23 protein-coding genes are annotated in these 24,946 nt (G+C 65.5%); 3 read left to right on the top strand and 20 right to left on the bottom strand.

Translation table 11 applies throughout. From position 1 onward, the window contains the following. The 13 genes from ftsY to AUL39_RS09240 all read right to left on the bottom strand — a co-directional run bounded on the left by ftsY (window position 1) and on the right by AUL39_RS09240 (window position 13,550). Window positions 1-903, bottom strand: coding sequence for a signal recognition particle-docking protein FtsY (ftsY, locus tag AUL39_RS09180; RefSeq protein WP_059055558.1), 903 nt, complete (start codon window positions 901-903; stop codon window positions 1-3). After that, on the bottom strand, window positions 903-4,445 hold the full coding sequence (smc, locus tag AUL39_RS09185; RefSeq protein WP_059055560.1) for a chromosome segregation protein SMC: 3,543 nt from the start codon (window positions 4,443-4,445) through the stop codon (window positions 903-905). The genes ftsY and smc overlap by 1 nt, the downstream gene beginning before the upstream one ends. 23 nt (window positions 4,446-4,468) lie before the next feature. Continuing rightward, complete coding sequence (rnc, locus tag AUL39_RS09190) at window positions 4,469-5,224, bottom strand: ribonuclease III (protein ID WP_032111640.1); 756 nt, start codon at window positions 5,222-5,224, stop codon at window positions 4,469-4,471. Between the two features lie 25 nt (window positions 5,225-5,249). Next, complete coding sequence (locus AUL39_RS09195) at window positions 5,250-5,489, bottom strand: acyl carrier protein (RefSeq protein ID WP_032111639.1); 240 nt, start codon at window positions 5,487-5,489, stop codon at window positions 5,250-5,252. Between the two features lie 76 nt (window positions 5,490-5,565). Further along, window positions 5,566-6,555, bottom strand: a complete 990-nt coding sequence (plsX, locus tag AUL39_RS09200) for a phosphate acyltransferase PlsX (protein WP_059055562.1) — start codon at window positions 6,553-6,555, stop codon at window positions 5,566-5,568. A 100-nt stretch (window positions 6,556-6,655) separates the two neighbouring features. Beyond that, window positions 6,656-6,835, bottom strand: coding sequence for a 50S ribosomal protein L32 (gene rpmF / locus AUL39_RS09205; protein ID WP_032111637.1), 180 nt, complete (start codon window positions 6,833-6,835; stop codon window positions 6,656-6,658). Window positions 6,836-6,957: 122 nt separating this feature from the next. After that, on the bottom strand, window positions 6,958-7,575 hold the full coding sequence (locus AUL39_RS09210) for a YceD family protein (RefSeq protein ID WP_059055565.1): 618 nt from the start codon (window positions 7,573-7,575) through the stop codon (window positions 6,958-6,960). Window positions 7,576-7,580: 5 nt separating this feature from the next. After that, window positions 7,581-8,078: an ATP synthase subunit B family protein gene (locus AUL39_RS09215; protein WP_032111636.1), complete on the bottom strand. Its 498-nt coding sequence runs from the start codon at window positions 8,076-8,078 to the stop codon at window positions 7,581-7,583. A gap of 114 nt (window positions 8,079-8,192) precedes the next feature. Then, window positions 8,193-8,702, bottom strand: a complete 510-nt coding sequence (coaD, locus tag AUL39_RS09220) for a pantetheine-phosphate adenylyltransferase (protein WP_059055567.1) — start codon at window positions 8,700-8,702, stop codon at window positions 8,193-8,195. Beyond that, entirely contained in the window at window positions 8,695-9,282 is a 588-nt protein-coding gene (rsmD, locus tag AUL39_RS09225; RefSeq protein ID WP_059055569.1) for a 16S rRNA (guanine(966)-N(2))-methyltransferase RsmD, read from the bottom strand. The genes coaD and rsmD overlap by 8 nt, the downstream gene beginning before the upstream one ends. Further along, window positions 9,279-11,489: an ATP-dependent DNA helicase RecG gene (locus AUL39_RS09230; RefSeq protein WP_059055571.1), complete on the bottom strand. Its 2,211-nt coding sequence runs from the start codon at window positions 11,487-11,489 to the stop codon at window positions 9,279-9,281. Before AUL39_RS09230 ends, rsmD begins: the two co-directional genes overlap by 4 nt. Window positions 11,490-11,495: 6 nt before the next feature. Next, complete coding sequence (locus tag AUL39_RS09235) at window positions 11,496-13,166, bottom strand: DAK2 domain-containing protein (RefSeq protein WP_059055573.1); 1,671 nt, start codon at window positions 13,164-13,166, stop codon at window positions 11,496-11,498. 33 nt (window positions 13,167-13,199) lie between these two features. Beyond that, window positions 13,200-13,550 carry an Asp23/Gls24 family envelope stress response protein gene (locus AUL39_RS09240; protein WP_059055575.1) on the bottom strand — a complete coding sequence of 117 codons (351 nt, stop codon included), beginning with the start codon at window positions 13,548-13,550 and terminating at the stop codon, window positions 13,200-13,202. 333 nt (window positions 13,551-13,883) lie between these two features. On the opposite strand from AUL39_RS09240, the gene rpmB reads away from it, so the two are divergent. Further along, a complete protein-coding gene (gene rpmB, locus AUL39_RS09245) occupies window positions 13,884-14,072 on the top strand; it encodes a 50S ribosomal protein L28 (RefSeq protein ID WP_032111626.1) in 189 nt (62 codons plus the stop codon). Window positions 14,073-14,388: 316 nt separating this feature from the next. Here the strand turns inward: rpmB and AUL39_RS09250 are convergent, their stop codons facing one another. Next, window positions 14,389-15,753 (bottom strand): thiamine diphosphokinase, encoded by a 1,365-nt coding sequence (locus tag AUL39_RS09250; protein ID WP_059055578.1) that lies wholly within the window; start codon window positions 15,751-15,753, stop codon window positions 14,389-14,391. Between the two features lie 185 nt (window positions 15,754-15,938). Here AUL39_RS09250 and AUL39_RS09255 point away from each other — a divergent pair, with 185 nt between their 5' ends. After that, entirely contained in the window at window positions 15,939-16,121 is a 183-nt protein-coding gene (locus AUL39_RS09255; protein ID WP_032111624.1) for an FmdB family zinc ribbon protein, read from the top strand. 304 nt (window positions 16,122-16,425) lie between these two features. Then, complete coding sequence (locus AUL39_RS09260; protein WP_059055580.1) at window positions 16,426-17,787, top strand: polysaccharide deacetylase family protein; 1,362 nt, start codon at window positions 16,426-16,428, stop codon at window positions 17,785-17,787. Here the strand turns inward: AUL39_RS09260 and AUL39_RS09265 are convergent. From AUL39_RS09265 to def, 6 genes are all read right to left on the bottom strand, one after another. Then, on the bottom strand, window positions 17,784-19,607 hold the full coding sequence (locus AUL39_RS09265; protein ID WP_059055582.1) for an ABC transporter ATP-binding protein: 1,824 nt from the start codon (window positions 19,605-19,607) through the stop codon (window positions 17,784-17,786). The genes AUL39_RS09260 and AUL39_RS09265 overlap by 4 nt on opposite strands. After that, a complete protein-coding gene (locus tag AUL39_RS09270; RefSeq protein WP_059055584.1) occupies window positions 19,600-21,384 on the bottom strand; it encodes an ABC transporter ATP-binding protein in 1,785 nt (594 codons plus the stop codon). The genes AUL39_RS09265 and AUL39_RS09270 overlap by 8 nt, the downstream gene beginning before the upstream one ends. Beyond that, window positions 21,384-21,914 (bottom strand): MarR family winged helix-turn-helix transcriptional regulator, encoded by a 531-nt coding sequence (locus AUL39_RS09275; protein WP_059055585.1) that lies wholly within the window; start codon window positions 21,912-21,914, stop codon window positions 21,384-21,386. Before AUL39_RS09275 ends, AUL39_RS09270 begins: the two co-directional genes overlap by 1 nt. 105 nt (window positions 21,915-22,019) lie before the next feature. Continuing rightward, the gene (locus tag AUL39_RS09280) at window positions 22,020-23,456 is read right to left on the bottom strand and encodes an RsmB/NOP family class I SAM-dependent RNA methyltransferase (RefSeq protein WP_059055588.1); all 1,437 of its coding nucleotides are present in this window, start codon (window positions 23,454-23,456) and stop codon (window positions 22,020-22,022) included. Window positions 23,457-23,459: 3 nt separating this feature from the next. Then, on the bottom strand, window positions 23,460-24,386 hold the full coding sequence (fmt, locus tag AUL39_RS09285) for a methionyl-tRNA formyltransferase (protein ID WP_059055590.1): 927 nt from the start codon (window positions 24,384-24,386) through the stop codon (window positions 23,460-23,462). A gap of 1 nt (window position 24,387) precedes the next feature. After that, window positions 24,388-24,942 carry a peptide deformylase gene (def, locus tag AUL39_RS09290; RefSeq protein ID WP_032111621.1) on the bottom strand — a complete coding sequence of 185 codons (555 nt, stop codon included), beginning with the start codon at window positions 24,940-24,942 and terminating at the stop codon, window positions 24,388-24,390. Between the last annotated feature and the right edge of the window lie 4 nt (window positions 24,943-24,946).

Here is a 24,946-nt window from a genome sequence, read left to right on the forward strand (position 1 = left end):
CTACTTTCCTTCCCCAACGAGCGCACGGCAGAAGTCGAGCGCGTCGAAGGTCTCAAGGTCGTCGATGGACTCTCCCACGCCAATGCGGTAGATGGGAAGCCCCAGCTGGTCAGAGATCGCAAGCGCGATGCCGCCCTTGGCGGTGCCGTCAAGCTTGGTGACGATAAGCCCGTCGAGGTCAAGGGCGTCGTTGAACTCCTTGGCCTGCGCAAGGCCGTTCTGGCCGGTGGTGGCGTCAATCACAAGGACAACGGTGACCGGCATAGAGGTGCAGCGCTTGCGGGTGACGTTGACCACCTTGGCAAGCTCGCGCATGAGGTCGGACGAGGTGTGCAGGCGACCTGCCGTGTCAATGAGCACCAGCTGCGTGCCGCGCTTCTCGGCCTCCTCGACCACGTCGTAACAGACGCTCGCCGGGTCCGCCCCGCGCTCGCGGGTGATGACGTCCACGCCGGCGCGCGTGCCCCACACCTCGAGCTGCTCGATGGCTGCGGCGCGGAAGGTGTCGGCACCGCCGATAAGGCAGCTCTTGCCCTCGCCACGGGCGCGACCGGCAAGCTTGCCCACCGTGGTGGTTTTGCCGGCGCCGTTGATGCCCACAAAGAGGACGCACGAGGGCACGTCTTCGAAGGGGTCGCGGTCTGCCGTGCGGAACTCCTGAGCAAGGCGCTTGGCGAGGGCGTCGCGCAGCTGGTCTGCGCGGTTGAGGTTCTCGCGCGCGGCCTGCTCGCGCAGGTCATCGGTCACGCGCATGGCAAGCTCGCCGCCCATGTCGCCCATCACGAGCGTGTCCTCGAGGTCCTCCCAGAAGTCCTCGTCGACCTCGCCGCCCATGTAGAAAATCTCGTTGATGGCCTCGCGCGAGCGCGAGAGGCCGCTTTTCAGCCTGTCGAAGAAACCCATCAGGCATCGACCACCTTTCCAGTCGCCTTGTCGAGGCGCTGAGAGACGACGTGACTCACGCCGTCGGCCTGCATGGAGACGCCGTAGAGGACGTCGGCCTGCTCCATCGTCCTTCTCTGGTGCGAGATGACGATGAGCTGCGTCGTGTCCTTGAGCTGCTCGATGGCGTCAAGGAGCTTGGAGAGGTTGGAGTCGTCGAGCGCGGCCTCCACCTCGTCGAACACGTAGAAGGGCACCGTACGCGTCTTGTAGACGGCAAAGAGCAGCGCCAGCGCCGTGAGGGACTTCTCGCCGCCGGACATGAGCGACATCTTGGTGATGCGCTTACCCCTGGGCTGTGCCACGATCTCGATGCCCGTCTCGGAGAGGTTGTCCGGGTCTGTCATCTCGATGTGGGCGTGGCCGCCTGGGAAGAGCATCGAGAAGATCTCCGAGAAGTTCTCGTTCACCTTGTCGAAGACCACGAGGAACCTGTTGCGCATCTTGCGGTCGATGGCGGCGTTGATCTTCTTGAGCGCCACGCGGGCGGCCTCGAGATCTTCGACCTGCTCGCCAATGTAGTCCGCACGCTGCTTCAGGCGGATGTACTCGTCCATCGCGACCTCGTTCACGGGGCCGATGGAGGCAAGCTGGCTCTCGAGCTGGTCTGCCTCACGTTCGGCGGCCTCGCGGTCGTCTGGCGCGGGAAGCGAAAGCGCCTCGTCGAGAACGGCACCCGCGGCCTGAATGGCCTCGATGGCGTTTTGGACCTGCACCTCCAGGCGACCGAGGTCGACCTTGACCGCAGAGGCGGCGTCGCGGGCGCGGGTGAGCTCGGCGGTGGCGTCATTCACGGCAGACTTGGCGTCTCCGATGGTGCGCTTAAGGGAGTCGGAGTCCGCCTCGGCAAGAGAGGCGCGGTCCTTGAGGCGCGCGGCCCAGTCGAGCGCACGGGTGCGGATGGCGTCATAGCGGTCGTGGAGAGGGTCGACGCGCAGGCGCACCACCTCAAGGGCGCGCGAGCCCTCCTCGGTGGCCACGATGCGTGCGTCGAGGTCGTGCTTGCGGTTGGCAAGCTCGCGCTCGCGCGACGAGAGGTTCTTGGCGCGCTCCTTGGCCATCGCAAGCTCGAGGCGCGCGTCAGAGAGCTCGTGGGACGCCTTGCCCTGGGCGCGCACGGCCTCGTCGTGCTGCGTACGCAGGTCGCCCAGGCCACCGGCCAGCTCCTCCGCCTTGGCGCGTGCCGCTGCGGCGGCTGCCTTGTGCTCCTCGATGTGCGAGCGGGCGTCTGCCGCGCGCTCGGATGCAGCGTCTCGCTGGCGCGTGACCTGGCGTTGCTCGTCTGCCGCGCGCTGGCGCTGCGCGTCCAGGCGCCCCATCTCGGACGTAACTGAGGAGAGCTCACCCGAGAGTCGCGCGACGTCGCCTTTTGCGGCCGCGGCACCATCGCGCGACGCGGCAAGCGCAGCCTCTGCCGCACTCACGGCCTCCGTCGCAGCCCCGAGCGATGCACGCAGCTCCCCCATGCCCTCCTCGAGGGCTCGAATGCGGCGCTTGCGCTCGAGGGCGCCCGCCTCGGTCGAGGGCGCAGTGCCAACCACGCAGCGACCATCGGGCGTGACGGTGACGCCGTCCTGCGTGACGTAGGTGAACGCCGGCATGGCCTGATGCGCGCGGATGGCCTCCTCGGCGCTACCCACGAGCCTGATGTCGCCGAGAAGCGCCGTGAGGAGCGGGCGCGCAGCGTCAGAGACGCGCAGGTGCGAGATGAGCGCCTCGCCGGGGGCGCCCTCCGCCGCCACCGCAGCGGGTACGGCCTCGCGGAAGACCACGGTCGCCCTGCCCTCGGCGCGCCCCTGCGAGAGCGCGGAGGCCGCGAGCATGCCCGCGTCCGTGGCGCTTGCCACCACAAAGGCGGCAAGGTCATCACCGAGCAGGCGCTCTACCAGGGACTCCGTTGCCTCGTCGGCGTCGATGAGGTCTGCCAGGCGGCACTCGACAAGGTCCGCCGCCTTTCCCTTGGAGACTGCCTCCACGAGCGGGCTTGCCTTCTCCACGTTGGCGTCAACCGAGCGCAGCGCCGAGAGGGTGGCTTCGGAGGATGAGAGCTTGGTGCGAGCAGAGCGTTCCTCGTCACGGGCGCGCTTGAGCGCGGCCTGGGCCTCGGCAATGGTGCCGGCAAGCTCCTCCGCCTTGGCACGGGCGTCGGCGAGCTGTGCCTCCACGCGAGCCTTGCGCTCTCCCCTCTCGGCCAGCGCCTCCTCGGTTGTGGCGAGGGTCTCTGCCACCTGCTCGAGGCGGCTCTTGTACATGCCGTCCTCGACCTCGGCGTTCGAGATCTGGTCCTCGAGCTTGGCAAAGGCGAGGGTCTCCCTATCTGCCTCGGCGCGCGCCTGGCGCTCGTCTGCCTGGCGCTTGTTGAGGGTGTCCTCCAGCTCGCGCCGATGCGCCACGGCGTCCCGCGACGCCTTCGAGAGCGCCTCCATGCCCTCCTCGAGCTCGCGCTGGCGCACGCGGGCATCAGAGAGGTCCCCGGCCACGCGCTCGTGCTCCTCGGTCACATCCGCGCGCTGCTTGCGCATGGTCGAGAGCTGCATGCGCATCTCGGAGAGGCGCGAGACCATGTTCTTGCCCTTCTCCTCCAGAAGGCGCATGTCCGAGTCCATGCGGCCGAGGATGTCCTGCATGCGGCGACGCTGCTCGCCGAGGTCGCCCACAAAGAGGCCCTTCTGCTCGAGGAGCGACTGGTACTTCTCGAGCTCTGCGGACTTCTCGTCCAGGCGGTACTGGGCAAGCTCGACGGCGGCGTCGGCCTCGCGGCCGCGGGCCGAGAGCGTGCCGTAGGAGGCCTGCAGGCGGCGCAGGTCGTCAACCGCGAGCTGCGTGCGCAGCTCGGTCAGGCGCTCGGTGATGTCGTGGGCGCGCTTTGCCTTATCGACCTGCCGCTCGAGGGGCCTGAGCTGGCGGTTAATCTCACGCTCGACCACCTTGGCGCGCGCAAGGTTGTCATCCATCGAGGAGAGTTTGCGAAGGCTGCGCTCCTTGCGCCTGCGGTGCTTGGAGATGTCTGCCGCCTCCTCGATGAGCTCGCGGCGCTCCTCAGGGCGGCTCTGGAGGATGGAGTCAAGCTTGCCTTGGCTGATGATCGAGTGGGTGTCCTTGCCCAGGCCGGAGTCGTGGAGGATGTCCTGCACGTCCATAAGGCGCGCGGGCGCGCCGTTGATGAGGTACTCGGACTCGCCCGAGCGATACATCCGGCGCGTGATGCCCACCTCGGAGAAGTCGATGGGCAGCGTGTGGTCTGAGTTGTCGAGTACCAGCGTAACCTCTGCCACGCCCACGGCGGGCCTTGCGGAGCTACCCGAGAAGATCACGTCCTCCATGGCCTGGCCACGGAGCATCTTGGCGCTCTGCTCGCCCAGGACCCAGAGAATGGCGTCAGAGACGTTCGACTTGCCCGAGCCGTTGGGACCCACAACCACGTTGAGGCCGGGGTCGAAGGACATGGATGTCCTGTCGGCGAAGGACTTGAAGCCCTTGAGGGTGAGCGACTTCAGATACAAGGGTGGTCCTCTCGCTTCTCGGGCTAGTGCTCGTCGGCGTCAGCGGGGGCGACGCTGGCGTCTGCCCCCTTGTCGCCGCCCTGTCCCATGCGCTCGAGCGCGTCCGCGGCGGCGGCGTTCTCGGAGCTCTTCTTGGAGGGGCCGGAACCCCGGCCCACGCGCTTGCCATCGACCAGCACAACGGAGGTGAAGGTGGGGTCGTGCGCGGGGCCCTCCTCGCCCACGAGCTTGTACTCGGGAGCAAGGCGGAGGTCGCGCTGGGTGATCTCCTGCAGGCGCGACTTGGGGTTTATCGGCCGCTCGGAGAGACGGTCGACAAGCTCGGGCGTAAAGTGCGAGGAAAGCGTGTCGAGCACGAATCTTCGCGTGTCCTCGTAGCCGGCATCAAGGTAGAGGGCGCCCACGATGGACTCGTAGACGTTCTCGAGGGCGGAGTGCATCCCGCGCGCGTGCGTGCCCTTCTCGGACTCGCCCACCACGATGAGCGGAGCTATCCCAAGGTCGCCCGACACCTCGGAGAGCGTCTCGCCCGAGACGAGCGAGATCTTGAGCCTTGTGAGCGCACCCTCGTCGAGCCCGGGGAAGCGCTCGAAGAGCTCGGTGGCCACAATGGCGCCCAGGATGGAGTCGCCCAGGAACTCAAGCCTCTCATAGGAGGCCGAGACAGGCTTTCCCTCCACCGCCGAGGGGTGCGTGATGGCGGACGTTATGAGCCTTTTGTCGGTAAAGTGGTGGCCGCAGATGCGCTCCACCTCGCTGACCTTTTCATGCGTGTTCAAGTGAGAGAGCTCTCCTTACAAAAGCTTACTGAGCGGCCTCGATGGCGCTCACAGCGTCGCCCACGGTCGCAATCTTCTCGAGGGCCTCGTCGTCAAAGGTGAGATCGAACTCATCCTCGAGGGCGGTGACCAGCTCGAGCAGGTCGAAGGAGTCTGCGCCGAGGTCCTTGAAGGCGGTCTCCTCGGTGAGCTCGACGTCTGCCGGAACATCGAGGGTGTCGTTCACAACCGAGATGACCTTCTCGAGAATGGCGTCATGGTCCATGGGTTCCTCCTAGCGGATTGACGTTGCCGGTTCACGCGGGCCGCGTGGCACCGCGCACACGAGCTTATGGTACCCGTTACTCGGCCTTCTCGCAGGCCTTGGCAATACGTTCGCAGAGCTGTCCGCGAGCGGCACGGGCGCAGGCAAGTGTGCCGCTGGCCACGGCCTCGGCGCTGGTGCTGCCGTGGCCCTTGACCACAGGAGCGCGCAGGCCGAGAAGGACGGCACCGCCCATCTCGTCACCAGAGAGCTCGCCCGCAACGGTCTTGAGCGCCGGCTTGAGCATGAGGGCACCCAGGCCCGCACGCTTGGACTCGCCGGCAGCGGCCTTGACACGCGACACGATGAACTTTGCCGTGCCCTCGATGGTCTTCAGGGCGACGTTGCCCGTGAAGCCATCTGCCACGATAACGTCAAAAGTACCCGCGAGAAGGTCTGTGCCCTCGGCGTTGCCCACAAAGCCGCAGTTGCCCTCTGCCAGCGCCTTGTGGTAGGACAGCGCGAGCTCGGAGCCCTTGGTTTCCTCCGAGCCGTTGCAGAGAAGCGCCACGCGGGGCTCGTCTACGCCCAAGACTACCTGCGCATAGGCGCGGCCCATGTGCGCAAACTGCACAATCACGTCCGGCTGTACGTCCGCGTTGGCGCCACAGTCGAGAAGGACCGTCTTCTTGCCCGAGATACCGGGGGCGGCAAGCGTGAGCGCCGGGCGGCGGATGCCCTTGATGCGCCCAATGCCAAAGGTCGCGGCGGTGAGCACGGCGCCGGTGGAGCCAGCGGAGAAGAGGCCGTCCGCTTGGCCGGCGCGCACCGCCGAGGCGGCGCGAACGATGCTTGCATCCTTCTTCTTGCGCACGGCGGAGGCGGGATGCTCGTCCATGGCGATGACCTCGGTGGTCACGAGGGCCTCTGCACGCTCGTGGTCGCGCGCGAAGGGCTCGACCACGGAGGCGTCGCCCGCCACGAGGACCTTGAGCTGAGGGTCAAGCTCGAGAGCCTTGGCAACGCCTTCGAGCAGCACGGAAGGCTCGCGGTCGGAGCCCATGACGTCAACGCAGATGGTGGTCATCTATCCTCCAAGGTTGCTGTGGGGCGCTCGCGCGCAAGATTAAAAAAGGAGGCCGACCCCAGAAGGGACCGACCTCCCAGGCCATGTTGCAGGCATGGGGCTACTCGGTGACAACGACCTCGCGGTCCTTGTAGTAGCCGCAGTTGGGGCACACGTGGTGCGGGAGCTTGGGGGCTCCGCAACGCGGGCACACGGAACGGGCCGGAGTGGCGACCTTGCTGTTGGCCGAACGACGGGTGTGCGTGGCTCCACGGCCCTTTTTCTGCTTAGGAACTGCCATCTTGAACCTCTCTTGCTCTTACACCGCGCCCCTCGTGGAGACGCGGGGCAACTTGACCAAAAAATCATGCGTAGATGACTATACCACGCAATTGGGCATATGCGCCAGATGCAGCAATATCTTCACTCTGCATCCGGTTTGTCGCCCTGGGACTGCTCGCCAGAGACAGGCGCATCGTCCTTCTCGCCCTCATCGTGGTCCAGGTCGAGCGAGGCGAGAACGGCAAACGGGCTTGCCTTCAGACGGTCCTCCTCGATCTGGGCTGCGTGGCCACAGTCCTCCTCGTTGAGATTGGCGCCGCAGACGGGGCAGAGGCCCTTGCAATCCGGACGGCACAGAACCACAAAGGGCGTCTCCATGACAAGCGCCGAGAGGAGCGCGCCCGAGAGGTCGATGGTGTTGTCAGCCGAGACGAGCGAGAAGTCCAGCTCGTCGTCATCGTCGTCGCCCGTGTCCTCAGGCTCCTCGAAGAGGTAGTACTCATCGACCTCGCCGCTCACGTCGAACTCCGCGGGGCTGAGGCAGCGGTCGCAGGTGCCCACCACGTGCGTGGTGAGGATGCCCGTGGCGAGGATGCCTTCACCGGCGTTGGTGAGCATGAGGTCGTAGTCGATGCCGGAGGGCAGCGAGAACTCGCGCTCGCCAAGGGTGTAGGACGTCTCGTCGAGGTGGCCCTTCAGGGGCAGGGTGTCACCTGCCTCACCCAGGCGCGCGTCAAGTGCAAGAATCACAGGCTGCATGGCGCTTACCAGGGAACGTTGTTCGAAGTGTTGCGCGGGCCGGAGTTCTCGTCGAGCGTCTGGCGGACGCGGGAGACCGAGTTGGTGAGCGACTTGAGGTTTTCCTCGAGGTGCGCGAGCACAGTGTCCGCGTACTCCTCGGCGTTGTAGCGGGTGTCACGCTCGTACTGGGCCGCCTGGTCCTTGATGCTGTCTGCCTGTTGCTGGGCGAGACGGACGACCTCCTGGTCGCCGGCAAGAATCATGGCCTGCTGCTGGGCGTCGGCAATGATGCTGTCGGCCTGCTGCTGAGCGCGGTCCAGCGTCTCCTGCTCCTCCTTGAGGATGCGGCGTGCGTCCTGGAACTCCTGCGGGAAGACCCTGCGGATCTCGTCGAGAATCTCGTACACGTCCTGTGCGTCGACGATCTTCTTCTGGCCGCCGCCGGTAAGCGGGGACTTCGCCTCGTTCACTAGCTGCTCGAGCTCGTCGACCAGGCTCTCTATTTCCTCACCCGGCTGCATCCAGGTCTCCTTTCGAGTGTGGGCCACTGCTCGGGCGTTCCCGTGCGCTGCCCGAGGGGCATATCACTTTGATGGTAGCAGAAAAGCGCTGCAAGTCTCCAAGCGAGCCAAAGCTCACGCATAGTGCGCACGGAGCCGCTCGGCCACGTTGGGCGGAACGAGGAAATCCACGTCGCCGCCCATCGCAGCGATCTCGCGCACGATGGACGAGGAGACGTAGCCGTACTTGGGGCTCGACATCACGAAGATCGACTCCAGGTCAGGTGCCATGTAGGTGTTGAGATCTGCCTGTTGAAGCTCGTACTCGAAGTCCGTCGTGGCACGCAAGCCCTTGACCACGCCGCCCGCCCCGCGCTCCTTGCAGAACTCCACAAGAAGGCCGCAGAAGGGCACCACCTCGATGCCGTCGGTCATGCCGTTATCACGAAGGGCACCCTTGAGCATGTCCACGCGCTCCTCGAGCGTGAACTCGGTGCCCGTGCCGTTCTTGCGGCGCGACTCCGCCACGGCAACGGTGACCTGCGGGAAGAGCTTGCGGGCGCGGCGAATCACGTCCATGTGGCCCAGGGTCACCGGGTCGAAGGTACCGGGCACCACCACGTGGGTGCAGAGCTCGCTAGTCAACGTCCTGTCCTTTCGCCATAAGAAGGTCCACGCAGGTGATGCCATAGCGCTTGGTGCGCACGGGGATAAGCCCCGGCACGTTGAGCGCTGGCGCGTCTGCGGAGCGCTCGTAGACCACGATGGCCTCGGGGCGCAGCGCATCCTGTGCGTAAAGATGTACGAGCATAGCACTGACGACGCTCGCCGGCAGAGCATAGGGCGGGTCGAGAAAGACAACGTCGAAGGGTGCCCCGGCAATGCGGCCGCGCTCGGCAAGCTGGCAGGCATCGCCACGCAGCACGGCGTAGGCGCCCTTCTCGGCGCCAACCTTAGCAAGGTTGCGGCGAACCCGGGCGGCAGCGCGCGCGTCCTGGTCGATGAAGGTGCAGCGAGCCGCCCCGCGCGAGAGCAGCTCAATGCCCATGGCGCCGGAGCCCGCGAATGCGTCGAGCACCGAGGATCCCTCCAGGTTTAGCCCGCGCGCCGAGAGGATCATCGACGCCACGGCCTCGCGATTACGGTCTGTCGTGGGGCGCGTAACGCCACGGCCCTCCGGGGACTCCAGGGGCATGCCGCCCCACTTGCCGCCAACAACTCTCATGCCTTGTCTAGCTCCTCGAAGTAGGCGCCAAAGCGGTCCCTGGCCTCCAGCGCCATGGGCCTCAAGGCTGGGCTGGAAAGGGAGGGGTCCTTGGCAAAGATCTCCTGTGCGTCCTCGTGCGCCGCCACCACGAGATCCTCGTCGGCGGAAAGGTCGCTCACGCGCAGCGTGATGCCGCCGTGCTGGCGATACCCCAGGACCTCGCCCTCGCGGCGCAGCTTGAGGTCGAGCCGTGCCAGCTCGAAGCCGTCAGCGGTGTGCTCCAATGCCGAGAGGCGCTTGCGCGCCGGCGTGCCCTGCTTTGCCGCGCACGAGAGCCACACCTCGCCCGGCCAGTCGCCACGGCCCACACGCCCGCGCAGCTGGTGCAGGGTCGCCAGGCCAAAGCGGTCGGCGTCATGCACGAGCATCACCGTGGCATTGGGTACGTCGACGCCCACTTCCACCACCGTGGTTGAGACCAGCACGTTCACCTTCCCGGCACGGAAGTCCTCCATGACTGCGTCCTTCTCGGCAGCGGACATACGACCAGTAAGCAGCGCGCAAGAGAGATCCGGGAACACGCGCTCCGAGAGCACGGCCACGGTCGAGGTTGCAGAACGAACGTGGGCACTTCTGCTTCGCTGCGACTCCGGCACGTCGTCGAGGTCCGTCCCCAGGCTGTCGCCAGTATCGGCATCGTCTACCAGGGGGCAGATCACGTAGGCCTGGTGGCCCGCGTCCACGGCGCTGCGGATGGAGCCGTAGGCGAGGTCGAGGTTCTCGGGCGTGATGACGCGCGTGGTGACGCCGGCGGTGGCCCTGGGGCGCCTGCGTATGCACGAGAGCGACACGTCACCATAGATGGAGAGCGCGAGCGTGCGCGGGATGGGTGTTGCCGTCATGGTAAGAAGGTCGGCGCCCGCCCCCTTGCGGCGCAGCGAAGCGCGCTGATCCACGCCAAAGCGGTGCTGCTCGTCGATGACCACAAACGTGAGGCGAGCGAATGTGATGTCGTCTGAGAGGAGCGCCGTGGTACCAAAGGTCACGCAGAGCTCGCCTGCGGCCGTGCGTCTTGCCGTCTCCGCGCGCTCTGCAGCGGGCGTCGCCCCCGTGACAAGCGCCCAGGTGATGCCCGCCGCATCGAGCACGGGCCCGAGCTTCTCGGCATACTGGCGCGCAAGGACTGAGGTGGGCGCCATAACAGCGGCCTGGGTGCCCGTGTCTGCCACGGCGGCAAGCGCCACGGCGGCAACGGCTGTCTTGCCTGTGCCAACGTCGCCCAAAAGCAGACGGTTCATGATGCGGGGGGCCGCCATGTCGGCAAGGATCTGGTCCGCGGCGGTGCGCTGCTCGTCCGTAAGCGAGAAGGGCAGCGCGGCGAGAAGGGCGTCCATGCGTGGGCCCGATGTCTTGTGCGTTGTGGCGCGGACGTCTCCCAGCTCGATGGCCTGGCGGCTGAGGAGGGCCACCTGAAGGCAGAGGAGCTCGTCGTAGGCGAGGCGCCTTCGGGCCTGCTCGGCCGTGGTAAGGGTCTGCGGGAAGTGGACCTCGCGGATGGCACGCGCGAGCGTCATGAGTCCGTGGCGCGCGGCGAGCGGGGCAGGCAGCCAGTCCGCCACGTCCCCCACGTCGGCAAGAGCGCACGAGACAATGCGGCGCATCCAAGAGGTAGTGATGCCCTCCCCCACGGGGTGCACAGGCAGCACGCGCCTGTAGGCCGAGGCGCTGGCGCTTTGGTCGAGAATCTCATGGAAGGGTGCGCGCATCTGCTTGAAGCCGTAGGCAAACTCGACCTTGCCCGAGAGTGCCACCTTGTCGCCGCGCTTGACCTGCTCGGCCAGCCAGGGCTGGCCGAAGAAGCTCGCCGAGAGCACACCCGTCTGGTCGAACACGTAAAGCTCAACTACCGTGAGGCGAGGGCGGGGCCGCTTGAGCTCCACCTTGTCGACGGTGCCCACCACCGTAACCTCGCTGCCCACGTCCGCATGGCTTATCGGCACCACGTGTGAGTAGTCCACGTAGCGGTGCGGGATGTGCAGGAAGAGGTCGCGCACGCGGTGGATGCCCAGGCGCTCCAGCGCGTCGAGCCGCGAGGACGCGCCCCGCGACGAGACGTAGCGCAGACGCGATACGCCGTCCGTGAGGGCGAGCGTCCTGTCGATGCGTCCCGCAGCGGCCCCCACGCTCGGGGCAGTGCCCGCGGGCGCCTGCTGCGGAGCATCCATGGGCGGCTACTCGATGGAGAAGACGATGGGATAGAGGGGCTGCTCGCCGCGGTGGGAGTCCAGCTCGAGCGAGGGCTCGGCTGCCGAGATGGCGTCGAGGATCTCCTGGAAGGAGGCATCGTCGAGGTCCTTGCCGGCAAGGATGGTGAGGGTGTCGCCCTCCTCGGCCTCCTGCATGCGGCGGATGAGCTCGACGGTGACGTCCTTCACCGAGGAACCCACTACCGTAATGGCACCATCCTCGATACCCATGACGTCACCGGCGTGGATGGGCGAGCCGTCTGCGGCCTGGGAGTCGCGCACGGCACGCGTGACCTCGCCGCCACGAACCTCGGAGACGGCATCGGTCATGGCCTCGACGTTGTCCTCGAGGGTACCCTCGGGATCGGCCACGAACATTGCCGAGAAGGCCTGCGGGACGGTCTTGGTGGGAACCACGGCAACGTGGGCGTCCTCGCAGGCGGAGGCGGCGGCCTCGGCGGCCATGCGGATGTTGCCGTTGTCAGGAAGCACAATCACGTTCTCCGCGTTGGTCTTCTCGACCGCAGCGAGGATGTCTGCCGTGGAGGGGTTCATGGTCTGCCCACCGGAGACAACCACGTCGACGCCGAGCGAGGTGAGGATCGACGCCTCACCGGAGCCCGCCGCAACCGCAACAAATCCCAGCGGCTTCTTGGGGGCCTTCTCCTCGGCAGCCTTGTCAGCAGCGATCTTTGCCGTGCGCTCGTGGGCCTCGAGGTCCATGTTGTGGATGAAGACCTCGAAGATCTGGCCGCGCTCGAGCATGTAGGCAAGGACCTTGTCGGGCGTGTTGGAGTGCACGTGCACCTTGAAGTCTGGGTACTCGCCCACGAGCAGCTCGCAATCGCCCATCGTGGCGAGAAACGCGAGCGCAGCGTCACGGTCGAAGGACTCGTCGTTAGCGTGGAAGAGGAACTCGTTGCAGTAGCGGTACTGCGAGCCCTCCCAGTCGTCGTTGAGCTCGATGGCAACCTTGGAGGAGACGGCCGCCTTGGCATCCGAGGAGTCAACGGTGGTCTTGAAGTCAGAAACCTCGCCCGCCTTGCCCTCGACGGCATTCACGAAGGCCTCGAAGAAGGTGGCAAAGCCAAAGGCGCCGGAGTCGACCACACCGTTCTCCTTGAGGACGGGCAGGAGCTCGGGCGTGCGGGCGACGGACTCGTAGGCCTCGATGACCAGCGCATCGAGCATCTCGGTGGCCGTGATGTGGGCCTTCTCGAGCTGGTCGGCACGGGTAGACATGTCACGCAGAACGGTGAGGATGGTGCCTTCGACGGGCTTGCGTACGGCCTTGAAGGCAACCTTCACCGAGCGACGGAACGCGTGTGCGATGTCGGCGGCCGTGGGATTGTCCTGGTCCTTGGCATCGCAGAGCCCCTCGGCGAGGCCGCGTAGAATCTGGGAGGTGATGACACCGGAGTTGCCGCGCGCGCCCATGAGCGAGCCGTGGGTGATTGCCTTGGCAATGTCCTCGATGGTGGCGTCCTGTGGGAGCGCCTCCACCTCCTTGACGACGGTCCCCAGGGTGAGTGACATGTTGGTGCCGGTGTCACCGTCGGGGACAGGGAAGACGTTGAGCTTGTTGATCTCCTCGGCTCGCTCGGCAACGACGTTCGCCGCCACGGGGAAGCACGTGCGGATGACTGACGCAATCATCTTATTGGACCTCTGTTCTTTCTCTGCGGCGGCCTAGCGATTAGAGCGGAGGCCCTCGATGTGGACGGTTACCTTGACGTCATCGAGCTCAGCAATCTGCTTCAGGATGAACTTGACCGAGCTGGTGAGGTTGTTCACGACGGACGCCATGTTGACGCCCTGCTCGACAATGACGTGAAGGTCAACAGAGAGGTGTCCGTCCGGCGTGACGTCGACATCGATGCCACGGCGGAGGCGGTTGGTGGGCAGGAGCTGCGCTACGCCGCCCTGCTCGTCGATGGCCGCCATGCCAACGACGCCGTAGCACTCCAGCGCGGCGTAGCCAGCCAGGTCTGCGATGCAGTCGTTAGACACCTTGAGCGTTCCCGGAACGACACCGGCCATGGGGTCTCCTCTCAAAGCCTCCGCAGGACGGAGGCACTGTTACTGACATAAGTCCTAGCGATTATAGCGCAGGGCAGCGCGCACACGCGACCCCACCCCTACGACAACAGAAAGGAAGGGCCAACGAAGTGGCCATCCGCTGCTGACATTTAGACTGGATGGCAGGCCGGTGTGCGAGTATGCTGCGTGGGCGGCATCCCATCATCGAGGGCCCCGGCAGGAGCCAATGCCAAGAAGTTGTGTGTATCGCTTGCGAGAAGCCGCCCAAGTGGTATATTTGCAAGGCTTGTTGATTAACGGGCGCGCGAGCGCCGCACTTTGGAGGTCAAGGTCATGTCGAAGGTTTGTGATATCTGCGGCAAGCACGCCGTTGCCGGTCGTTCCATCAGCCACTCCCACCGCACGGTTGCTCGCACGTTTAAGCCCAACATTCAGCGCGTCTCCGTTGTTGTCGACGGCCAGCGCAAGAAGCTCAACGTCTGCACCAGGTGCCTCAAGAAGGGTAACCTCGTCCGCGGCTAAGCTTTGGGACATTGCACGTAAAGAGGGTCGCACACTGGTGCGGCCCTCTTTTTTGTGGCGGAGGTGAGCTGTCGCGGGGGACGGGAGGCGCAGGTGCGGGACGCGAGAACGGTGCAGCACAGCAGTTGTCGCGCGTTCTCGCCATTTAGGTATTTTCCGAACGTTTAGACACCCTTAAACGGCGAAATCTCGCGGCATTCCAGGAATGGCGCGGATTCCGAACGGTTAAGCTGCTCTAAACGTTCGAATTTTTCCTAACCAGCGAAATCGCGCGGCATTGCGGATGGCACCGTACGGCAGCAGCCAAGGCAGGGACCTATCGCAGCAGGAACGCCGCAACCGCACCGGAGCTCACGGACACAACGGCGTCCTCGCTCTCCACCACGTTCGAGATGCCCAAGTCGTTGAGAAGACCAAGGGGCTTCTCGTCCAGACACCACTTCATGCCGGACTCGCTTACCACCGTTCCCGGCGCCACGGCCACGGCCGAAAAGGTGCGCCCATGCGCATCCGTGCCCAGCCGCCACTCGCGCGCACCCACCGCCGACACCACGCGCATCTCAAACGAGTCCTCGACCAGCGCTGGACACGCGTTTGCAGCTCCGACGAGAAGTCCCAACACGCCCAGGGCATGGTCCGGCCGACCGCCAGACGCACAGGTCACCGTAAGGCGCAGCGGGCGCCGCTGCCGCGCGGCCTCGTGGCGCGCGCAGTCGATGGCAAGCGAGAGGTCCGTCGCATACTTCTCGGACGGAAACGAGATCGAGCGCCCTGCCTCGTTGCTTGCCCAGGCACCCTCCGCAGCTGAGACGGAATCGTGGTCGCCGCAGTATGCGTCTGGCACCACGCCGGCAGCCCGGCACGTCTCGGCGCCCCTGTCGGCTGCAACGACGTAGTCCGCCCTGTCGGCTAGCCGCGCGACAAGCGCCGGCGAGCTGGGCGCCGGCGACCCGTCCACCACCAGCACGCGCAGGGGGTCCGCATCAGACGCCGCATCCTGTGCCGCCGGGGTCGCCGCATAGTCCTCGATAAGCGCCAGCGAGAGCTCCGCGAAGCCATGCACGTATATGTCGCACCAGGGCTGCACGTCCCTCTCGTCCCGACCGTCATGGTCGTTCATGAGGCCAACCACGTTGAACCCCGCGCGCTTGGAGGTGCGCACGCCAAAGGGGGCGTCCTCGAAGACCCAGGTCTCACCCACCGGCGTGCCAAGTCGGCGGGCCGCCTCGAGGTAGACGTCGGGGAAAGCCTTGTCGCGACCGCCTACCTGTTCGGTTGTCACGATGTCCTTGAAGAAGTGCGAGAGGTCGTGCGCCTCGAGCGCCACACGCACCTCGCGCAGCGGCGTGGAGGTCGCAATGACCATGGGGATGCCCGCCGCCGACAGCTCCTCGAGGAACTCACGGGCACCAGGCATGAGCGGGATGTCAGTCGCGTAGTGGTGGCGAACGATGACGCAGACCTCCTCGTAGAGATCGCTGACGGGGGCATCGATGCCAAGCTCGTCATGCATGATCTGACACCCGTCTCGCAGGGTCACGCTCTCGACTCGATCGAAGAACGCAGGGTCAACGTTTGCGCAGCCGTGCGAGCGAGCGAGCTCAATCATCACGTGGCTCCACATGCACATGGAGTCCACGAGAGTTCCGTCACAGTCGAAGATCGCACCCTTGAAAGCCATCGTTTCCTCTCCCCTGCGGTACAGGCCGTGCCATGGCGAGCAGATTCAGTGTTGTCCCTGGGCTTGCTGGCCGCGAGCTGGCAGCAATCCCTCCGGTTGGGTAAAGTATCCCATGGCTCGCGCGCAGTCACGCTCGCGCAGGCCACCTTACAGCATCTGCACCAAGCTTCCGGAGGAAGAAGAACATGGCTCGTTATGACTACAAGTGCCCCTCATGCGGTTCCACCTTCGAGGTCGAGCATCCCATGAGCGCCCATCCCAAGGTGAACTGCCCCAAATGCGGCCATGAGGCCGAGCGAGTGTTCGAGACCTCTGGCATCGTGTTCAAGGGTTCCGGCTTCTACAACACCGACCAGAAGGGCAAGTAGCCCAAGCGGCTCCAGCAGATGGAGACTTGAAGGCCCCGTCGATCACCGGCGGGGCCTTTTTCCGGCCGCGTGAGGTTGATAAGCTGCGGGGACGCGCCTCTCTAGTCACCAACACGCAGAAGAAACATCAACACATTTACTATGTTTTGTTGATGTTTTAGAGACATGAAAGACCACCAAAGGAGGGAATGCTCCATAACAAAGTGAGCTATGGTTACTTGCACGCAGTCAGCGGGGCACAGCACCTCGACACAACGAAGCAGAAAAACAACACCACGAGGCGGATGCAGGTTCCGGAGGCAGCATGTCTAGCGACGATGACGGGAAGACCCCTGCCAGGCAGGTAGACGGACACGCGAACGACCAGCAAATTGGGCTTGTAGACAAGGACGGAGGCTTCATCCCCACAGGCAACGCTAACGCAATGCCCGAAGGCATCGAGCAGGGGAAGAAGAATGGTGGTGGCAGGCGGTTCGTGGTGAGGACGCTCATCCCACTCCTCGTGCTTGCGGCGCTACTCGTCGGCGGATACCTCTGGTGGACGCGGCTCCGTCCGGTGCAGGTGACGGTAAACGGCACGCTCCAGAGCGTGACCGTGAGAACCACCATCGACCAGCTCAAAAGCGACGCGGACATCCAGACAGCGCCAGGCAACTACGTGAGCGTCTCCGGAAACATCATTGCGGAGGGCGAAGGCTACCCGTACTCCGCTTCTATCAACGGCAAGGACACGGACTACGACGATGCGCACAGCTATGAGGTTGCCGGCGGAGAGCGCATTGCCCTGAGCGACGGCCAAGACCGCACGGAGCCTTCTACCACAGAAACCGTGAACCAACAGCCCAAGCTCCTCATGAACGGCAACATGGGCGCAATCAACTACATCTCGCAGTGGGGCTCCACCACAGTGAAGGATGTGATCACGGGCCAGGATTCTGGCGAGCAGGTCGACGGAACGGTCTACGAGCAGGGCCAGGACTGCGCGGTCACTGTGAAGGACGTTCTGCCACCGGACAACGAGAAGCTTGTGGCGCTCACGTTTGATGACGGGCCAAGTGGGTACACGCCGCAATACCTGAAAAACCTGCAGGACAAGGGAGTCAAGGCGACCTTCTTCTGCCTGGGCAAGGAGGTTGACGCCCATCCAGACGAGTCCAAGGCCATCGTGGATGCCGGCTGCCAGATCTGCAGCCACTCCTACGACCATCCCGATCTTAGGTACGCGGAGCCAAAGACAGTGGTCGACCAGCTGACCTCGTCCTTCTCGTCCATAGAAAACGCCACGGGCGAGAAGACCACCGCGTTTCGCCCGCCCTACGGAAGCTTCACCCAGCGCACCTGGCTTGCCACACAGGGCGTGGCAACGGTGGCGGTGCGCTGGGACATCGACACCGAGGACTGGAAGCAGCCCGGTGTGGACAAGATTGTCTCTGCCGCATGCGACAACGTGCACTCCGGAAGCATCATCCTGATGCACGATGGCGGCGGTCCCCGCGACCAGGACGTCGAGGCGCTGCCAAAGATCATCGACACGCTCCAGTCGCAGGGCTACACCTTCGTGACCATCAGCGAGCTTCTCGCCAGCGACGACTCCATCCCGGACTATGTGTCAAGCTGCAGCTCGACCATGCCCGAAAGCGCCGTCTGGCCGGACGAGATAGGCTAGGCAAACTGGCTGCGATAGAGCGTCGCATACGCGCCGCCCTTGGCCAGCAGCGACTCGTGCGTGCCCTGCTCGATGATGGTCCCGTGGTCCATCACCAGGATGAGGTCCGCGTCCACGATGGTGGAGAGGCGATGCGCAATCACGAAGCTCGTGCGGTTCTCCATGATGGCCTCCATCGCTCGAACGATGGCCTGCTCTGTACGGGTGTCCACGCTAGAGGTTGCCTCGTCGAGGATGAGCATGGCAGGGTCGGTGAGCATGGCGCGCGCAATAGTCAGGAGCTGACGCTGGCCCTGGCTCACGTTCTCACCGCCATCAGTGAGCATCGTGTCGTAGCCATGCGGGAGCGTGCGCACGAAGAAGTCCACGTGCGCGGCACGCGCCGCTGCCTCGACCTCCTCCCGCGTGGCACCCGGCCTGCCGTAGGCGATGTTCTCGGCGATAGTCCCCTCGAAGAGCCAGGCATCCTGGAGCACCATGCCAAACTCGCGGCGCAGGTCGCGCCGGCGCAGCTGCCTGGTGTCCACGCCATCGAGCGTGATGCGGCCACCGTCAACCTCATAGAAGCGCATGAGCAGGTTGATGAGGGTGGTCTTGCCGGCACCCGTTGCGCCCACGATGGCGACCTTCTGGCCGGGCTCAGCCACGAGCGAGACGTCACGCATGAGGGGTGCCTCGGGCGAGTAGCCAAAGCGCACGTGCTCGAAGGCCACGCGGCCCCGCACGGGCCTTGGAAGCTCTGCCGGCACCTCCGGGTCTGGCGAGATTTCCGGCGCGTCGAGCAGCGCAAAGACACGCTCGGCAGCCGCAAGGGCGCCCTGGAGCATGTTCACCGTGAGCGAGAGCTGCGTGAGCGGCTCCGAGGCCTGTGTCACGTACTGGAAGAAGGCCTGGAACGCGCCGACAGACATCTGCCCGCCCGCCACGAGCGCACCTGCGGCTAGGCCTATGGCAACCTGCGAGAGGCGCATGAGAAAGCGAATCACGGGCGAGATTGCGTTGGTGAGGAAGTCTGCCCGGGCGCTTGTGGCAGCGACCTTCTCGGCGCGCGACTCCACTGCCTCGAGGCTTGCGTCCTCGACGCCAAAGGCCTTGATAACGGTCCGGCCGGAATACGCCTCCTCGACGCTCTCGGTGAGGTGCCCCAGCGCTTCCTGGCGCGCGGCGGCAGCGTCGAGTGTACGACTTGCAGCGAACTTGGTAACGATTACCGACAGGGCGGCAAACCCGCAGAACACGAGCGCCAGCACGAGGTTGGAGACAAGCATGAGGACAATCGCGCCCACGAGCGTGGTGAAGGCGATGATGAGCTGCAGCAGGCCTCGCTGCAGGACCTCGGAGACCTTGTCGAGGTCGTTGGTAGCGCGGCTTATTGTGTCTCCGGGCTGGTGCGCGTCGAAGTACGAGAGCGGGAGCCGCCCCAGCTTTGCCGAGATCTCCTTGCGCAGGGCAAGGTTGAGACGCTCGGCAAAGCTCGACATCACGAGGGACTGTACGCTGTAAAACGCCCAGGCGCAGGTCCAGATGCCCAGGTAGATGAGGACCTCGCGGCCACCGTTTTCCAGGCCTACCACGTAGGCCTCGCCTACGGCGAGGCTTTGCTGGATGTGCCCCCACAGCACGTCGACCACGTGCGCGCTGTAGGCAGCGGCGCCCAGGCTCGCGGCCACGTACACGATGGCGCTCACGGCGGCGACCACAAGGCGCCAGCGCTGCCTGCCGGCGGCCTGCCACAGGCGACGCGCCGTCCCCATGGCGTCGTGCGGGCGCTCCTCGTCGAGCTGGTCATTCTCGTCACGCATGTTCTTCTCGTCACTCATCGGCGGTGGCACCTCCCCTCGTCTGGGACTCAACAATGTCTTTATAGGCAGGGCACGTCTCCATGAGCTGGTCGTGCGTGCCGCGCCCAACCACGCAGCCGTCGCCCAGCACCACGATCTGCGCTGCATGGCGCACGGTGCTCACGCGTTGGGCGATGATGACCACAGCCTGGTTGGCAAGCTCGCCCTCGAGGGCGTGGCGCAAGGCTGCGTCGGTCTTGTAGTCGAGCGCCGAGAACGAGTCATCGAAGACATAGAGGTCCGCATGGCGCACGAGCGCACGGGCTATGGCCAGGCGCTGGCGCTGGCCGCCCGAGAAGTTCGACCCGCCCTGCGCGACGCGCGTGGAGAGCCCGTCGGGCAGCTCGTGCACGAAGGAAGCTTGCGCCACGTCAAGCGCATGCCAGAGCTCCTCATCGGTGGCAGAGGGGTCGCCGTCGCGCAGGTTCTCGGCGATGGTGCCCGAGAAGAGCCATGCCTGCTGCGGCACGTAGGCAATGTGGGAGCGCAGGTCCTGCTGCGTGACCTCGCACACGTCGGTCCCCAGCATGAGAAGCGACCCCGCCGTCACGTCGTGGAAGCGAAGCAGCATCTTGGCAACAGTTGACTTGCCCGAGCCGGTATTGCCCATGATGGCCGTGACCTCGCCTCGCCGAATGGAGAAGTTGAGGTCGTGAAGGGTGTCCTCGTCGGCATCGGCAAAGCGGAAGCTTGCGTGCGAGAAGCGCGCCACCTCGTCTCCGGGCCTTGGATCTGCTGGCGCGGCAAGTCGCTTGGGCTCTGGAGGGTCCGCCACGCTGGGCACCGCGTCGAGGACGGCGGCCGTGCGCGTGAGGCACGAGAGGGCTCTGGGCACCTGAATGATCGCGAACTGCGCCATCATCATGAAGAACATGATGAGCATGGCATATTCGAGCAGCGCAGAGATGGAGCCGATCTGCATGGCGCCTGCGCCCACGCGGTCCGCGCCCATCCACATGACAAGCACCTCGACGACGTTCATGAGGAAGAACGTCGAGCAGTCCACGACCGAGAAGAGAATGTTCACGCGGATGGCGTTGGTGGCGTAGTCCTCGAAGGTCTCGTCCAGGCGGCCACGCTCGCGCTCCTCCTTGCCAAAGGCACGGATGACGCGCGTGCCGGTGACCACCTCACGCAGCCGCGAGTTCATGCGGTCGACAAAGCCCTGCATAGCCATGAAGATGGGTGTGGACTTGGCAACGGCAACAGCCGAGATGGCGAGCATCGCCATGGTGATGAGAAGGAGCATGCGCCCCATCACGGGGTCTATCCCATATGCCAGAACGATGGCAACCACACAGGTCACGGGCACCGGGAAGACCATCATGAAGGTCATGAGCAGGGTCTGCTGCACCACGTTGGCGTCAGACAGCGTGCGGGTAATCATCGAGCCCGTGCCAAACGCGTTGAAGTCAGCACCCGAAAGCGCAAGCGACTTCTTGTAGACGGCCACGCGCAGGTCTCGTCCCACGTAGGCAGCAAGGCGCGAGGCCACGTAGTAGGAGGCCACGCACCCGCCAGAGCCCACCACGGCAGCTACAAGCATGGCCACACCATGCGAGGTGAGCTCCGCAGTATTGCGCGTGCCAACGGCCACGTTCACGAGAGCCGCAAGCTGCGTGGGGATGAGGAGCATGCCCACGATATCAGCAAGCAGCAGCACGCAGGCAGCCACCGCCATATGCCAGTGCGGGCGCACGAGCTGCGTGAGGACCCTCCATGACGCGCGCTTGCTGTAATCACGTTGGGCGGCCATCAGGCATCGCCTCCCTGGGTACGCACTGATTGCCCCTTCCCGATGGGCGCGTCCGCATGCAGGGCGCGCGCCTCTACGTCGATTGCCACCACATAGCGACGGATGAGCGCAACGAGGGCCGTTCTGTCCTCAGGCGAGAGGGACTCAAAGGCGCGCTGCTCTGCCTTGAGGGCAGGCGTGACTTCCCTCTCGCAGAACGCCCGTCCCTCTGGCGTGAGGGTCACGATCTTGCTGCGGCGGTTGGTCTCGTCGCGCTCGAGCGTTACGAGACCACGGTCGACAAGCGACCGCATGGCCGAGCTCACCGTCTGGCGCGAGAGGGAGTGACAGGTTGCGATTGACCCCTGCGGGCAGCTGCCGCCGGCAACCACAATGTCCACGAGGATCCAGTAGGCCGTCTCAGAGAGGCCACAGCCCTTCGATATCTCGTAGTACAGGCGCTCGACCTCCTGGTACACGATGTCCATGTCGCGGACGGTTGGGATGTCTGGGGCCACCGTGCCAGCGACTCCCAGCTGCTCCTCCGGCATGAGATGCCTCCAAAGATACGATTTCGGACAATAGAGGGCCTATCTTAAGCGCAGCTCAGGCACAATTCAAGTACCTTGAGCAAAATGACGGAACAAATGTTCTAATTAAGCCTCGCGGACGAGAATCGCCAGGAAGTGGCCGTCAAGCGGCAGCTCAGGCGTGTCTGCGCGAGAGGTGCGCACCATGCCATCCGGACCAATCATCGTTGAGACCAGGCGCTGGGCATGGGGCGGAAGTGCCGCGAAGGCAGCCGTCGAGCGGGGGCTCACAAGCGAGAATTGCGCGCCCTCCGGTCCCGCGAGAAACGCTGCCACAACACCCTCGTCCTCCTCGCGCAGCTCGGAGCACGTGGCGTAGGCAAGCGTGCCGCCTGCGCCAACACGAGCGGAGGCCGCGCGGAGAAGCTCGAGCTGGAGCGCCGGGAGCGACTTGCCCGCCGGGCGGATGGCGGGTTCCTGGAGCGCCCACGCTATTTCGGGGTGACGACGCATGGTGCCCGTGCCGGAGCAGGGAGCGTCCACAAACACCGAGTCGAAGCTGCCGGCAAGCTCGGGCAGAAGGCCCTTCTCGCCAAGGCGACGACCATCCAACGCGGTGCAGGTCACAGCCTTGCCCAGGCCGGCACGCTCCATGCGGGTGCGCGAAACGGCAACCTTGAAGGCCTCTGACTCCACCGCAGCAAGGTGCGCGAGTCCCCCACGGTGCAGCGCGCAGGACTCAAGGAGGAGCGACTTGGTGCCCCTCCCCTGCCCCACCTCGAGCATGCGAGTGCCGGGCGCGGGCGAGGCAAGCCAGGCCACAACCTGCGCCGCCATGTCTGCGGGGACAACGTCCACGGCGTCCACAAGGCCAGACGCAGCAAGGCCGGCGGCAGACGAGAGCGAAAGACATCCCGGCAGGCAGGTAGCGCGCGGCATCAGACCCGCGGCAGAGAGCAGACGCTCTACCTCGACGTCATTGTGCAAACAGGCGTTGCCGGCAACATATGCGCCAGGCGCGTCCATAGCGGAGAGCGCCATGCGGCACGCGCCCTCGGTGCCCAGCGAGACCACGAGCTCGCCCGAAAGCCACTGCGGAAGCGCGGCAACGAGTGAGATATCTGAGGAGGTGCAGTTGCGGCTCTCTACGCGCTCGCGTGCGTGGACTAGCGCAGGGAGGTCCTCCTCGGCGACGCGATGCAGCACCGCATTGGCCAGACCAGCGCCATGGGGCGAGACGCGTCGCACAAGCTCGACGCCCTGGCTTATGGCCACGGGCGCGGGCGTCGCAAGCCACAGGAGCTCGAACGCCGAGATGCGCAGCGCGTCTCGCACGCGAGGCTCGAGGTGGCCTCGTCGCAGGTGGGCGTCGAGAAGGGCATCGACGGTTCCGGCTGTGCGGACGCTCCCCAAAGCGAGCCTGGTTGCCAGCGCGCGGTCAGCGGGAGTAAGGCGCGCCACCGGCGCGGAGGTGCGCAGCAGGTCGCGCGCGCGGGCATCCCTGCGCCGCACGTTGGAGAGGACATCCGCAGCTGCTATACGGGCGGGTGAGAGCGTTGCCATGCGTTAGGCACGCTCCCAGGTGGCGCCGTTGCCGCCGTGGAGACCCTGCGCCCAGGCGGAGGCGTCCATCTCGCGCTTGCCGTCGGGCTTCACGCGGAGAAGCTCAAGCGCTCCGTTGGCGCAGCCGAGAAGCACACGACCGTGGGCAAGCACAACGGCACCGGCCGCCACCTGCGGCGCATTTGCATCCACAACTGCCGCCCGCACAACGCGCATGCCCCTACCCGCAACCTGACAGCGCGCAGGTGCCGCGTCAGTCGAGGCCTGCACGCGAAGCGCGTTTGCCGAGCACGTGTCTGCCGGGTCGAGGCGCATCTCGTCCTTCCTGACCTTTTCGGCAATCGTGACCTGGGCGGGATCCTGCTCGTGCCAGGCAACAGTGCCGTTGGCAATCTGTGCCGCCGCGGCGACAAGCTCCGGCGCGCCTGCATGCGCAAGCTCGTCAAAGAGCTGGCCTGCCGTCTTGGTGCCAATGGGCGTGGCAACCTGGCGGCACCACGCGCCGGCATCGAGGTCGTGCGCCACGCGCATGATGGAGATGCCGGTCTTCTCGTCCCCGGCAAGGATTGCACGCTGAATTGGTGCCGCGCCGCGCCAGCGCGGCAGCAGGGAACCGTGCACGTTGATGGCACCCAGGGGAGCTACGGCGAGAAGCTCGTCCGGCAGGATGCAGCCAAACGCCACCACGCAGATGAGGTCCGGTGCGGCGGCGCGCACGGCTTCGATGGCCGCGGGGTCCATGCGCTTGGCCTCGAGCACGGGAAGGCCCAGCTCGAGGGCGCATGCCTTCACCGGCGAGGGCTCGAGCTTCTTGCCGCGCGAGCGCACGGCATCGGGACGTGTCACCACGAGCGCCACGTCGTAGGCGGCGGCAACGGCCTTGAGCGACGGCACCGCAAACTCGGGGGTGCCCATGAAGACGATGCGCATGCTAGTCCTCCTCGACCTCCACGTCGCCAGGGCGCGCGCCGGCGTCGAGCGCGTCCTGGTACTCAGACATCGCGCGCACGCGCGCAGAGGGCGACAGGTGGTCGATCATGGTCACGCCATGCAAGTGGTCTATCTCGTGCTGCAGGCACACGGCAAGGAGGTTGTCCGCCGCCTCGTACTGCAGAAGGTCGCCATTGAGGTCGAGCGCCTGCACCACCACGTGGCTGGGTCGCTTGACCTCGACGGTGATGCCAGGGAACGAGAGGCACCCCTCGCCCGTGGTGCGCTCGGGGCCGTCCGCCGTGATGACCTTGGGGTTGATGAGCACGTAGGGGTTCTTCTTGGATCCCTTGCCCGACCAGTCGACGTCAATGACCACGACCTGCTTGGCAACGCCCACCTGCGGGGCGGCAAGGCCGCAGCCGTCGGCGGCGTACATGTCGCGCAACATGCGCTTGGCAAGGGCACGAATCTCGTCGTCGATCTTCTCGACGGGCGCGCACTCCTCGGTAAGCACGGGTGCGGGCGAGAGAACGATTTCGTCCAGGGGGTTCATTGCA

The organism is Tractidigestivibacter scatoligenes, from assembly GCF_001494635.1.
Lineage (GTDB): Bacteria > Actinomycetota > Coriobacteriia > Coriobacteriales > Atopobiaceae > Tractidigestivibacter > Tractidigestivibacter scatoligenes.

Coding starts and splice junctions, on each gene's coding strand:
- ftsY (WP_059055558.1), bottom strand. CDS start 903: ATGGGTTTCTTCGACAGGCTGAAAAGCGGCCTCTCGCGCTCGCGCGAG.
- AUL39_RS09195 (WP_032111639.1), bottom strand. CDS start 5,489: ATGGACCATGACGCCATTCTCGAGAAGGTCATCTCGGTTGTGAACGAC.
- plsX (WP_059055562.1), bottom strand. CDS start 6,555: ATGACCACCATCTGCGTTGACGTCATGGGCTCCGACCGCGAGCCTTCC.
- rpmF (WP_032111637.1), bottom strand. CDS start 6,835: ATGGCAGTTCCTAAGCAGAAAAAGGGCCGTGGAGCCACGCACACCCGT.
- AUL39_RS09210 (WP_059055565.1), bottom strand. CDS start 7,575: ATGCAGCCTGTGATTCTTGCACTTGACGCGCGCCTGGGTGAGGCAGGT.
- AUL39_RS09215 (WP_032111636.1), bottom strand. CDS start 8,078: ATGCAGCCGGGTGAGGAAATAGAGAGCCTGGTCGACGAGCTCGAGCAG.
- rsmD (WP_059055569.1), bottom strand. CDS start 9,282: ATGAGAGTTGTTGGCGGCAAGTGGGGCGGCATGCCCCTGGAGTCCCCG.
- AUL39_RS09230 (WP_059055571.1), bottom strand. CDS start 11,489: ATGGATGCTCCGCAGCAGGCGCCCGCGGGCACTGCCCCGAGCGTGGGG.
- AUL39_RS09235 (WP_059055573.1), bottom strand. CDS start 13,166: ATGATTGCGTCAGTCATCCGCACGTGCTTCCCCGTGGCGGCGAACGTC.
- AUL39_RS09240 (WP_059055575.1), bottom strand. CDS start 13,550: ATGGCCGGTGTCGTTCCGGGAACGCTCAAGGTGTCTAACGACTGCATC.
- rpmB (WP_032111626.1), top strand. CDS start 13,884: ATGTCGAAGGTTTGTGATATCTGCGGCAAGCACGCCGTTGCCGGTCGT.
- AUL39_RS09250 (WP_059055578.1), bottom strand. CDS start 15,753: ATGGCTTTCAAGGGTGCGATCTTCGACTGTGACGGAACTCTCGTGGAC.
- AUL39_RS09255 (WP_032111624.1), top strand. CDS start 15,939: ATGGCTCGTTATGACTACAAGTGCCCCTCATGCGGTTCCACCTTCGAG.
- AUL39_RS09260 (WP_059055580.1), top strand. CDS start 16,426: ATGTCTAGCGACGATGACGGGAAGACCCCTGCCAGGCAGGTAGACGGA.
- AUL39_RS09265 (WP_059055582.1), bottom strand. CDS start 19,607: ATGAGTGACGAGAAGAACATGCGTGACGAGAATGACCAGCTCGACGAG.
- AUL39_RS09270 (WP_059055584.1), bottom strand. CDS start 21,384: ATGGCCGCCCAACGTGATTACAGCAAGCGCGCGTCATGGAGGGTCCTC.
- AUL39_RS09275 (WP_059055585.1), bottom strand. CDS start 21,914: ATGCCGGAGGAGCAGCTGGGAGTCGCTGGCACGGTGGCCCCAGACATC.
- AUL39_RS09280 (WP_059055588.1), bottom strand. CDS start 23,456: ATGGCAACGCTCTCACCCGCCCGTATAGCAGCTGCGGATGTCCTCTCC.
- fmt (WP_059055590.1), bottom strand. CDS start 24,386: ATGCGCATCGTCTTCATGGGCACCCCCGAGTTTGCGGTGCCGTCGCTC.
- def (WP_032111621.1), bottom strand. CDS start 24,942: ATGAACCCCCTGGACGAAATCGTTCTCTCGCCCGCACCCGTGCTTACC.